This window comes from Mycolicibacterium parafortuitum, from assembly GCF_002086815.1.
Taxonomy (GTDB): Bacteria; Actinomycetota; Actinomycetes; order Mycobacteriales; family Mycobacteriaceae; genus Mycobacterium; species Mycobacterium parafortuitum.
In genome coordinates this window covers 1-12,238 of record NZ_MVID01000031.1, presented here as the reverse complement: position 1 = coordinate 12,238, position 12,238 = coordinate 1, and the positions used below count along the sequence as shown (strand labels likewise).

The following is a 12,238-nucleotide window of genomic DNA, read 5'->3' as shown; positions in this document are numbered from 1 at the left end:
AGGCCTCACACGTGGTGAGTGCGCCGTGAGCAACCATCAACTGCACCGGGGACGCCCCCTCGTGGCCCGGGCCATCCGCGGGCTCGCGCCGCTGATCGTCCTGGTGTGGGTGGGGCTGACGCTTCTCGTCACCTTTGCGGTGCCGTCGCTGGAGACCGTGGGCCGAGAGCAATCGGTGCCGATGAGTTCCAAGGACGCCCCGTCGGTGCAGGCGATGTCGCAGATGGGCCGGCTGTTCCAGGAGTCCAGTTCCGACAGCACCGCGATGATCGTGCTCGAAGGTCAGGAACCGCTCGGAGACGATGCGCGCTTGTACTACGAGGGCCTGGTCGCCGAACTGGAGAAGGATCCCGCGCACATCGAGAACGTGCAGGACCTGTGGGGAGATCGCCTCACGGCTGCGGGAGCGCAGAGCCCGGACGGCAAAGCCGTCTACGTGCAGCTCAATCTGGTCGGCGACCAGGGTTCGTCAGCCGGTATCGAATCCGTCGCCGCGGTCCGGGAGATCGTCGACCGCTCCCCACCCCCGGCCGGAATCTCGGTGTACGTCACCGGCGCGGCGCCGCTGCTGGCCGACATGCAACACAGCGGCGAGAGTTCCATCCTGAAGCTCACCCTGATCGGCGCCCTGATCATCTTCGTGATGCTGATGATCGTCTACCGCTCGGTGGTCACGGTCATCGCCTTGCTGATCACGGTCGGCATCGAGTTGTTCGCCGCCCGCGGCATCGTGGCCTTCCTCGGTGACAACGAGTTCTTCCTGCTGTCGACGTTCGCGATCAACATGCTGGTCGCGCTCGCGATGGCCGCCGGGACCGACTACGGGATCTTCTTCTTCGGCCGGTACCAGGAGGCGCGCAACGCGGGCGAGGACCGGGAGACCGCCTTCTACACCACGTACCGCAGCGTCGCCCCGGTGGTGCTGGGATCGGGTTTGACGATCTCCGGTGCGCTGCTGTGCCTGAGCTTCACCCGGATGCCGATCTTCCAGACCGTCGGCCTGCCCTGCGCGGTCGGCATGCTGGTCGCCGTCGCCGTGGCGCTGACCCTGGTCCCCGCGGTGCTGGCCATCGGCGGGCGCGCCGCGCTGTTCGATCCCACCCGCGTATTGGCCACCCGCCGCTGGCGGCGGGTCGGCACCGCGATCGTCCGCTGGCCCGGTCCGATCCTCATCGCCACCATCGCCGTGACGCTGATCGGTCTCGTCGCACTGCCCGGCTACCGGACGAGCTACGACGACCGCCGCTACATCCCCGACGACGTCCCGGCCAACATCGGCTATGCCGCCGCGGACCGGCACTTCTCTCAGGCCCGCATGATGCCGGACATCCTGATCATCGAGTCCGACCACGACATGCGCAATCCCGCGGACTTCATCGTGCTGCACAAGCTCGCCCGGGCCATCTTCCAGGTTCCCGGCGTGTCGCGGGTCCAGAGCATCACCCGGCCGGAAGGCACCCCGATCGAGCGGACGTCGATCCCGTTCCTGATCAGCATGCAGAACGCCGGCCAGCAGCAGATGATGCGGCACATGCAGGACCGCGTCGCCGACATGGGCACACAAGCCGACATGATCGGGCGGCAGATCGAGCTGGCGAAGCGGATGTACCAGCTTCAGGGCGAGATCACCGACACCACGATCAGATCGGTCGAGGTGACCAAAGAGCTGATCGTCGTCATGGACGAAATGCGGGACAACATCGCCAATTTCGACGACTTCTTCCGGCCGATCCGCAACTACCTGTACTGGGAACCGCACTGCTACAACATCCCCCTGTGCTTCTCGGTCCGCAGCGTCTTCGACGCGCTCGACGGCGTCGACAAGCTCGCCGGCAAATTGCACGAACTCGAGAACGATCTCGACGAGTTCGTCAGGCTGCTCCCCGAACTGCTCGCGCAGATGCCTCGGACCATTCAGATCATGGAGTCGATGCGCAGCATGCTGCTCACCATGCACAGCACCATGCAGGGCACGTTCAGCGTGATGGACGAATCCGCCGCGGATGTCACAGCGATGGGTCAGGCGTTCGACGCCGCCAACAACGACGACTCGTTCTACCTCCCGGAGGAGGTCTTCCAGAACCCGGACTTCCAGCGGGCCATGAGTTCGTTCCTGTCCCCCGACGGCAAGGCCGCCCGATTCATCATCTCGCACAAGGTCGATCCCGGGTCGCCGGAGGGCATCGGCAGTATCGACCGGATCCGCGCCGCAGCCCAGGAAGCACTCAAGACGACTCCTCTACGAGGCGCGCACATCTACATCGGCGGCAGCGCGTCGACGTTCAAGGACTTTCAGGAAGGCTCCAAGTACGACCTGCTGATCGCCGCGGTGAGCGCGCTCTGCCTGATCTTCCTGATCATGCTGCTGATCACGCGTGGCCTGGTCGCCGCATTGGTGATCGTCGGCACGGTGGCGCTGTCGCTCGGCGCGTCCTTCGGGTTGGCGGTGCTCATCTGGCAGTACATCCTCGGTATGGAGTTGCACTGGATGGTGCTGCCGATGGCGGTGATCGTGCTGCTGGGCGTCGGATCGGATTACAACCTGTTGCTGGTATCCCGGATGAAAGAGGAACTGGGCGCCGGCATCAACACCGGGATCATCCGCGCGATGGGCGGCACCGGCAAGGTCGTCACCAATGCCGGACTGGTCTTCGCTTTCACCATGGCGGCCATGGCTTTCAGTGATCTGAAGGTCATCGGCCAGGTGGGCACGACCATCGGGATCGGTCTGCTGTTCGACACCCTGATCGTTCGCGCATTCCTCACCCCGTCGATCGCGGCGCTGATCGGCCGCTGGTTCTGGTGGCCGATGGTGGTCCGCCCGCGCCCCGCCAGGGAGCTGTCGGCCTCGGTGACGGACCGTCCCGTCAGCTCGACGACGTCCACCGGACAGCGCACGCCGGCCCCGGCAGCTCCGGAAGACCAACGGCCCAGCCCTGCTCCGGTGGTCGACGACTTCGACGATGCCGTCACCATGCCGATCTCGACGGGCGGAGTGGCCACACTGCCACGGCTGCGGCCCTGACGGATTCGGACAGACCCACACGAAAAAGCCCGGTCCCCACAATGGGGCCGGGCTTTTCGCGGCGCTGCGGGCGGGCTACCGCGCCCGCACACCCATCCCGATGGTCTCGTAGATGCACAGGTCGTCCACCCAGAACCGGCCGTTGAACACCACCAGCACCGCGTCGTCTTCCTGTGTCACCGACTGGATCTCGATCTCCGAGCGGGTGCGGCCGTTGGTCGGGATGACCTGTCCGCGGAACTTCCAGCTGAACGACTGACCCGAGGCCACCGGTTCGAACGCCGTGGCGCCGTCGGCGAGCCCGGACAGCCGGACCGCCGCGCGGGCCGCCTGCTGCATGGCCTCCAGCCCGAGCGATCCGGGCTGCACCGGGTCCTGGAAGAAGTGGGCCTTGAAGAACCACGCCTCGGGACGGACGTCGAATTCTGCGACGCACCTGCCCAGGCCGGCCTGGCCACCTCCGGGCCAGAAGTTCACCCGGTCGATCACCTGAAGACGATCCTGGGCCAGCCACGGTGCGCCGTCGAGCTGCGTGTCACGGTAGGACAGCGTCACCGGCGCGGGCTCCGAGAGTGCTTCCAGCACACCGGGTTCGACGCGTAGGCCGACCTGGTTCTTGAGCGCCTCGGGGCTGAAGAACCCGAACGCCGTCTTCATCGTCATCACGATGTCGTCGCCCTGGGTACACACGACCTCGAAGAACACGATCGTCGAGCCGCCGCCCTCGGCGAAGCGCTCCAACCGGGAGGTGACGCGCAGCGTGCCCACCCGCGCCGGCCGGTGCAGCAGGATATCGCCGCCGTCGAGGTTGCGGAACACCACGTCGTCGGAACGGTTCGCGGCGAAGCCGTTGTACGAGGACAGCCAGCCGCACGGCTGCAGCAGGATCTCGATCAGCACGGACAGCGGCACGGCATCGGAGCGGCCGGCCTCGAAATACCACTCGCCGGCGGGCACGTCGTACTCCGCGACGACGACGCCGTCCTTGGTCGGCACCCCGGGCGGACTGCTGACGCTGAGCACGCGCGACATGAAGTGGTAGGGCTCGTCCGGCAGACGGGGCGCGCGCCGCGCGCCGTCGAACGGGGCGTACAGCGCGCCGAACGCGTCCGACGGCATACCCCGCCCGCACGCCAGTAGCGCCCCCTGATCACCGCGGACGTCCTTGGTGCCCTCCAGGATTCGGACCGGACCCGGCGCACCCGGAGGCATCGGCCAGTCCGGGACCAGACGCATCCCGAACCGGCGGCAATGGAACACCTTGAACCCGTCACTACTGCACAGCAGCGACGCGAAGATCGTCGGAGTCGGCCCGTCGATGATCTCCTCGACGAACACCTCGTAGTCGAGGACGTGGTCGGCGTCGGGGGTGACCTGCCCCCGGCAGACGAAGCGCGCCATCTCCTCGGGCACCGGCTCGAACCGCCACCCGTCGCGCTCGATGGTGAACCCGTAGGCAGCCATCGCGAACGACAGCGCCTGGGTCGCCGCATCGGCCATCAGGGTGCCCGGCATGCACGGGTCGTTCTTGAAATGGCCGTCGTAGAACCACGCGTCCGTGGGTACCGAGGCCCTCGCGCGCAGATACCCTCTGCCCCACGGCCCGCCGTCCGGGTCGAACTCGGCGACCTCGTCGAACAACCGCAGCTTGCCCTTCGGCAGCGACGGGGTCCGGGAGTGCGCGGCGGCCATCTCGAAGCCGGTACCGAAGCAGGCGAACGAGTTCCCGTTCGTGAACGCCTCGATGTCGGTGCGGTCGAAGGAACGTTTCCGCGTCACCTGCGGCGGGTCGTCGCGGCGGGCGCCGTCCCTGGGGGCGTCGTCAGCGGCGTCCCACAGCACGCCATCGGAATTGGCGAGTTCCTCGTCGGAGAAGAACCCGGCCTGGCCGTTGCGCACCGAGATCGCCAGACGGTCACCGATGTAGCAGTCGTAATGGAAGAAGAACAGCCGGGTGTCACCGGTTTTCGCGTGCCCGTCGATGTGGATGTCGTAGTGCAGCGTCTCGCCGCCCTGCGGTAGACCACCCATGAACGTCAGGTCACAACCGAGCAGGCGGTACACGCGCTGGCTGCGGTTGCTGAAGTCGGCACCCAGCCAGGACGCGAGCAGCAGGTCTGCCTGGCCGGATTCAATGACCACCCCGGGCGACATCCGGCCGTTGTGCATGTACCACGCGTCGGGGTCGACGTCGGTCTCGGTGACGATGCGGCCCGTCCCCATCGTGCCGGGCTCACCGTCGATGCTCATCACCCGGTCGGCCAGCAGCAGCGGCGGTTCCGGCATCCGGACCAGCCGCTCGTACTGGTCCAGTTCGGCGAAGATCGGCCCGAGGACCTCCGAGACGTTGCCGCCGGCAAGCGTTTCGAGCTGGGCGCGATTCCACAGGGGTTCCCGGCTGACCGGCTGCGGCGGTCGCGGTGGCGGTGGCGCGGGGGCGGGCGTCGACGGGGCCGGAGGTGCGACCGGCGGCGCGGCGACAGGAGCGCTCACCACCGCGGCGGGAAGTGGCTTCGGTGCCGGGATCACCGGAGGCGCGGCGACCGGAGCGGACGCGACTGGCGCCGCGGCGACCGCAGCCTGCGCAGCCGCGGCCGGGGCGCTGCCCGCGGGCAGCGCACCCCCGGTGACAGCGGCCAGAAACGCGCCGCGCGCCTGGAGGAACGACGCGTGCGCCTGCGCCTGGCGCTCGACGAACGCGGTGTGGGTCTCGCTGACCGAAGCGACGAGATTCAACGCGGCGGTCGTCCGGTCACTGAGTGCCGCGGCGGCGGGCGCGGCCGGTGGCGCGGTGATCACCGTGGCACGGAGGGGCGCCGGTTCGGGTGACGCGGCCGCCGCGCCGGTGTACACGAGCGGTGGCAGGCTTGCGGGCGCCGCGGGCATGGGCTGTAGATGGGCGGAATCCAATTCCGGGTTCCTCTCCTGGGGTGGTTCCGGCGTCACGGCGGACACGGTCTCCGGCGCCGGCCTGGCCTCGGCGACATCGACGATGTCGGGCCAGTGCGCGGCGAGTGTCAGTGCGCGGGCATTCGTCGCCGGCGCGGGTGCGTTCTGCTCGCGCAGCTTCCGCATGCGCTCGTCGAAGGCGTCGACCTGGACCGGCAGGCCGTGTACCCACAGCTTGGACACGGTTTCGCCGAGCGCGCGCAGGCCGCGCCGTTCCTGCGGGTCGAGCGCGACCGCGACGTGCGGACGGTCGCCGAGGATCTTCGGGATCGCGCCGGTCAGAATGGCCCGCGGGCCGTGTTCGACGAACACCCGCACACCGTCTTCCCAGGCCTGGAGCACGGTGGCCGGGAAATCGATGGGCTCCAACGCTTGTCGCGTGATCGCTTCGGCGGCGGCTTCCCGGGTCGGGGTGTAGGCGCGGTTCACGGCGTTGGTGTAGAACCGGACGTCGGGAGCCGGGTAGGTCTCGCGGGTGTGGATGGTGCGCCACGTGTCGGCGAACGGTCCGACCGCCTCACAGTGGATGACCATGTCCAGACCCAGCGGCATCGCCCGCGCGCCGTCGATCGCGTCGATGATCCTGCGGCACGCCGCGGGATCCCCGCCGATCACGCAGTCGTCGGGGGCTTGCACGATCGTCATGTACGCCAGCGGCTCGGACTCCAGTGCCCGTTCCACCGCCGCCCGCGGCGCGGTGATCCGCCAGTTCTCCCACGGGGCGGACAGATCGTCGAACCCCCAGGCCTGCGCCGCCACCCGGCACTCCCCGGTCAGCTCGTCGCCGTACATCCCCGACGCCTCGATCTCGTCGAGCATCGGCTCCAGGTCCTGCCAGATACCGAACGCCAGTAGCGAGTTCGTCTCCCCCGAAGACAGCCCGATGGCCGCGGCGGGCTCGAGTCCGAGCACGGTGCGGGAGAACTCCGCCTGCGCCTGGCACACCAGAGCGCAGCCCGTCAGCTGCGTCCGCGGGGACAGCGTCGTGATACCCGCGCCGTACAACGCGCGGGCGAGTTCCCCGACGCCCGAGAACCGTTCGGCGAGAGCATCGCCGAGTTCCGGCCACGCCAGCAGCAGTTCGCGGCCGGCACCCGGGTAGGCGGCCGCGGCGCCGGTGAACGTGAACGCGAGCTCGCCGGTCACCGGCGCGTCGGCGAACGACACACCGGGAAGCACCGGAACCTCGCCGCGGTCGAACCGCTGCACGGCTGCCTCCCGCAGATTGTCCACGGTTGCCTGGCTGCCACCGACCACCGCGCACCGCACCGGGCCGCTGCCCCCTGGTTCCCCGCGACGCATCCGGCTCAGCAGGTCGTCCCGGCTGTCGCCCGCATACCGCTCGGAGACCGGAACGGCACCGATCGCCAACGGGACCGGGGGTCCGTCGGCCGCGGATACGGTGACCGCGTCGGCCCGGCCGCCGATCGAGTGCAGACGTGCGGCGCTGCGTATCGCGCCGGGGGCGGGTTGCGCCCCGTTCTGGTCGACGCGGACGCGGGTGCGCACTGCGGCGGCGCGGGCGGCCACCTCTGCGGCGGCAGTCGCGGCGTGTGTCCGGCCGAACCTCTGAGCGGCGAAATTCGGTTCTGCGGAACCGTCCTCGGCGGCATCGCCGTCCACGTCGACGATCGCGATGATCTCCTCACCGGCTGCCACGGCGTCGGCCCGGCGCTTGAGGACGAACGCCACCGCGGCGTCGCCGTGGGCGGTACCGGGATCAGGGCTGAGCGCATCGGCGGCGCGGGCATGTGCGGGTTCGCAGCACATGTCGACCGCACCGGTGACCACTGCGTCGAGTTCACGGTGGCGCAGCGCCCGGACCGCGATGCGGATCGCGTCCACGCCGGACAGTTCCTCGCCGGAGACCGTGAACCCGAAGCCCCGGAAATCACGCTGGGCGTGGATCCGGTTGGCCGGGATGTTCGGCATGGTCCCGATCACGCCGTCGGCGGTCAGTTGCGGCGCCGAGTCCCGGTTCGCGGACAGCCACGCGTCGTCGGCCATGTTGCGCACGCGCAGCCGCTGCCGCGCGATGGTCGCATCGCAGCCCATACCGACGACGACGCCGGTGCGTTCTGGCTCGGTGCTGACGTTCTCGAGTGCCTCGGCCGCGGCGGCGAGCATCGCCGTCTGCTGGGTGAGGCTGCCCTGGAGCTCCTTGGGAGGGAATCCGAGGCCGCGCAGTCCGACTTCCACCGTCTGCAACGGAGATGCCGGGGTCTGCGGGCCCAACGCGCGGCGACGGAAGCTCTCGGCGTCCGACGCGTCGCCGGTCACCACACCCATCCCGCAGATCACGATGTCGTCGTGCGGTGGCGCGGGCCGGCTCGGCTCGCGACGGGTCGCCGGACCGGAGTAGCTCTCGACGATCAGGTGTGCGTTGTTCCCGCCGAACCCGAAGTTGCTGACCGCGGCCCGCTTGACCGCGCCCTCCCAGGGGGTCGGGGTGGTCGGCAGCGTGAACGGGCTGTCGGTCAGTGTCTCGATCGGCTTGTCGCACAGCGCAGGTGGGATCACCGATGCCTGCATCGCCGAGAGCACGTTCACCAGGCTTGCCGCGCCGGACACGGTGATGGTGTGGCCGAGGTTGCCTTTGAGCGCACCGAGTTTCAGCGGAACGTCACCGTAGGCGGCGGCGATGCTGCGCAACTCCGTCGCGTCGCCGAGCGGCGTGCCCGTGGCGTGGCAGTCGAGGTAGTCGATGTCGCCCGGCGTGACACCGGCCTGTTCCAGGGCCGCGAGCATCGCCCTGGTCTGACCGGCGACCGCGGGGGCGAGGAATCCGCTCTGTCTGCCGTCGTTGGACAAGCCGACACCCGTGATGACACCGAGGATCCGGTCGCCGGAGCGTTCGGCGTCCTCGAGGCGTTTCAACGCGACGAGCGCGGCGCCCGCCGACGGCACCAGCCCGTCGGCGTCGGCGTGGAACGGCCGGGACCGGCCGGTCACGCTCAGCGCCTGCAGCGCGGTGAAGCCGAGGTGCAGGAACAGGTCGTCGGAGCCGTTGACCCCACCGGCGACCATCACGTCGGCGGTGCCATCGTGCAGCGCGTCGCAGGCCAGCTTGATCGCGTACAGCGAGGACGCGCACGCCGCGTCGAGGGCGTACGCCGGCCCCGCCATGCCCATCGCCCCGGCGACCAGGTGCACCGGCAGCCCCGAACTGAATCGGTTGCGGGGATCGACGTCACCGTCGCCGGTCCACACACTCTCGACGAACGCCGTGTTCATCGTGCTCGGATAGGACAGGTTGCCGATGATCAGCCCGGTGCGAGGCGCCGCGACAGGTCCGCCGAGCGCCTGCTGTGCGCAGTGCGCCAGCCACCATACGAGCGGGTCGAGGCGCTCGAAATCGGTGATCTGCGAGGCGAAGTGGGCCAGATCGAAGGATGTCTGGACGTAACCTCCGGTCGCCGACGACACCCTCAGCCCCGGCTCGTCACCGGCCAGCAGCGCCGCGGGGTCCACGCCGCGCCAATGGTCCCGCGGGGTCGGCGTGAGCAGACAGCGGCCGGCCAGGGTCGCGTCGAACAACGCCTCAGGCGTGCTCGCACCGGGCAGTACGCAACTGCGACCGACGATGGCGACTGGGTCGAACCCGCTCACGACCCGGTGCCTGCGACATAAAACTCCACGCCCTCGAGCGTCGCAACCGGTGCGCCGTCCGGGGTTTCGAGCGTGATGTCGAAGTCGACCCGCTTGTCGTTGACCGGGTGGGCCGCCAGCCGGCACCGCAGCGTCCCCGCGTCGGCGAACGACTGGTGCAGCACGACCCGCGCGATGCGAACGGGCAGCACGAGCGGGCGACCGTGGGCGTTGGCCCACAGGATTCCGAGCTGCAGCCCGCCGTCGACGCTGGCCGCGTCGATGGCCCAGTTGTCCTGAGGCCAGCCCAGATCCGCGCGGTTCTTGAGCCGGGCGGCTCCGCCCGCCTCGCCGAACCCGTCGAGGGATTCGATGACCCCGAACCGGGGCCCGTGGAACAGCGGACCGGCGTACGCGTCGGCGACGCCGAACGGCCAGCTGCCGCCGTCGATCTGAGGCACCGCCAGAGCCGGCGCACCGGTATCCGGTTCGAGCACGGCACGATAGCGCGCCCGGCCCTCACAGTCCTGCACCGTGACGGTGTAGGAGGTCCCGGAGGGTTCGAAGTCGATGGCCAGATCCTGGTGTTCGGCGGCCGCGAACGTCACGCCGGACAGCACCTGGAAGTCGCGGACGACCAGCCCGGTGTCGGCGACCAGTCCTCGCGCCGCGCGCAGCATCGCGTCGAGCACGATCACCACGGGCACCACGATCTGTCCCCGGACCTGATGGTCCTCCAGCATCGGCAGGGTCGCGGTCGACACATCCCATTCCAGGTGGGCGGCACGCAACCGGCGCTGCGCCGGGGCGGCGACGACGACCGCGGTGGCCGGGGCGCGGCGCAGCGCGGTGTCGGCGAAGAACCGTGCGCCCTCGTCGATCGGGATGACGTTCACCCCGGAGTCGAGGAAGCGGCTCTTGAGGGTCTCGTCGACCATGCCGCCGTCCCACGGGCCCCACCCGAACGCGCGCACCACACATGCGTCGCCACGGCGCGCGGACTCGCGGGCGGCGATGGACTCAAGCGCCGCGTTGGCCGCCGCGTATGCCGCCTGACCGGGATTTCCGGCCCGTGCGGCGATGGATGAGAACAGCGAGATGAACCGCAGGTCATCGGATTCGGTGGCGTCCAGGAGAGCCTCGGCACCGACCAGCTTCGTGGTGAACACCTTGACGAAACCTGCGTCGTCGAGATCTTCGATGCGCTTGTCGGCCAGCACGCCGGCGCCGTGCACCACCCCGACGATCGGCCCCAGGTCCCTGCGTACCTCGTCGAGCACACCGTCGAGCGCGGCCCGATCGGTGATGCTGGCCGAGAAGTAGCGCGCCGGGGTGCCCTGCCGCTCCGCCGTGGCGAGCGTCTGACGAACCTCCCGCTCCGCCAGCAGCGCCTCCGCCTGGGCGCGGGCCTGCGGCAGGCTCAGCTGCTCGCCGCGAGCGCGCGCCGCCGCTGCGAGCGCGGTGGCGATCTCGGTGGCCGTGGTCCCGGTCGGTTCGTCGGCGGCCGCGTCCCGCAACGGGGTGCGACCGAGCAGGGCCAGCCTCAGCCCGTGTTGCTTGGCCAGCGCCAGCGCGGACGAGGCGGTCACACCCCGGGCGCCGCCGGTCACCACCACGACACCGCCCTCGGGTACCTCGATCGTCTCGCCGGAGCCGACCGAGGACGCGACCTCGTCGACGGCGACCAGGCGGGAACCGTCCGCCCTCAGCGCGACCTCGATGCCGCTGCCGCCCCCGAGCAGTTCGGCGACCAGTCGCTGTGCGTCGAGTGCCTCGATGTCGATGGCGCGTACCGACGCGTTCGGCCACTCCCACGCGGCGGTCTTGACCAGGCTCGCTACGCCGGTCGGCGTGGCGGATGCGGCGAACGCCGCACCGGTCGACTGCACGGTGACGAACAACCGCGACTCGGCGTCGCCGCGCGCGACGCTGCGTGCGGCGTGGAACGCACGCACGTGCATGTCGACACAGTCCTGGGGTGTGGACGCCGGGCCCAGCGCGGCGAGGCTGATCACCGCGCTCGCCTGCTCGGGAACCTCGTCGACGGACTTGGCCTTGATGCCGTGTTCGACCAGTGTGCTTTCGAGCTCGTCGGCGAACTGGGGATCCTCGCGGGTGATGAAGACCTCGCCGTCGCGCAGACCCGCCATCGCGAAGCCCCCGGGCGGCACCTGCCGCAGGGGCGCTTCGGTGCACGACAGACCTCCCGACGGCGCGCCGGCGGTGTCGGGCTCGTCGGCCGACCCGTGCCGTTCGGCCGACGTGGTGTCGCTGGAGGTTCCGCCGGCGAAGCCGCCGACGGTGTCGACGACATCCTGGAGGGTCCGCAGATTCGCAAGCTCAGAAGCCGGAATATCCGGAGCACCAGGATATTTCGCCTGCAACGCAGCCAATATCTCGACCTGCTTGATGGAATCGATGCCGAGCTCGGCCTCCATCTCCATCCCCAGCGACAACATATCCGCCGGATAACCCGTCTTCTCCGACACAATCGCCAACACCACATCACCGGTCGGCACCACCGGCGCAGCGGCCGCAACCGGCGCAGCAGCAGCAGGCGCCGGCGCACTACCGGCGAAACCCGCCACCGTGTCGACGACATCCTGAAGAGTCCGCAGATTCGCAAGCTCAGAAGCCGGAATATCCGGAGCACCAGGATATTTCGCCTGCAACGCA

3 protein-coding genes are annotated in these 12,238 nt (G+C 69.5%); 1 reads left to right on the top strand and 2 read right to left on the bottom strand.

Going from position 1 to position 12,238, the window contains the following annotated elements; all coding sequences use genetic code 11:
• The first annotated feature begins 25 nt into the window (after window positions 1–25).
• Window positions 26–3,025 (top strand): MMPL/RND family transporter, encoded by a 3,000-nt coding sequence (locus BST38_RS24835; RefSeq protein ID WP_083146162.1) that lies wholly within the window; start codon window positions 26–28, stop codon window positions 3,023–3,025.
• A gap of 75 nt (window positions 3,026–3,100) precedes the next feature.
• Here BST38_RS24835 and BST38_RS24830 read toward each other — a convergent pair whose 3' ends face one another.
• Window positions 3,101–9,583 (bottom strand): beta-ketoacyl synthase N-terminal-like domain-containing protein, encoded by a 6,483-nt coding sequence (locus BST38_RS24830; RefSeq protein WP_165761651.1) that lies wholly within the window; start codon window positions 9,581–9,583, stop codon window positions 3,101–3,103.
• Window positions 9,580–12,238: SDR family NAD(P)-dependent oxidoreductase (locus BST38_RS24825; RefSeq protein ID WP_133057263.1), on the bottom strand; the 2,659-nt coding region annotated here is incomplete at its 5' end. The genes BST38_RS24825 and BST38_RS24830, both read right to left, overlap by 4 nt.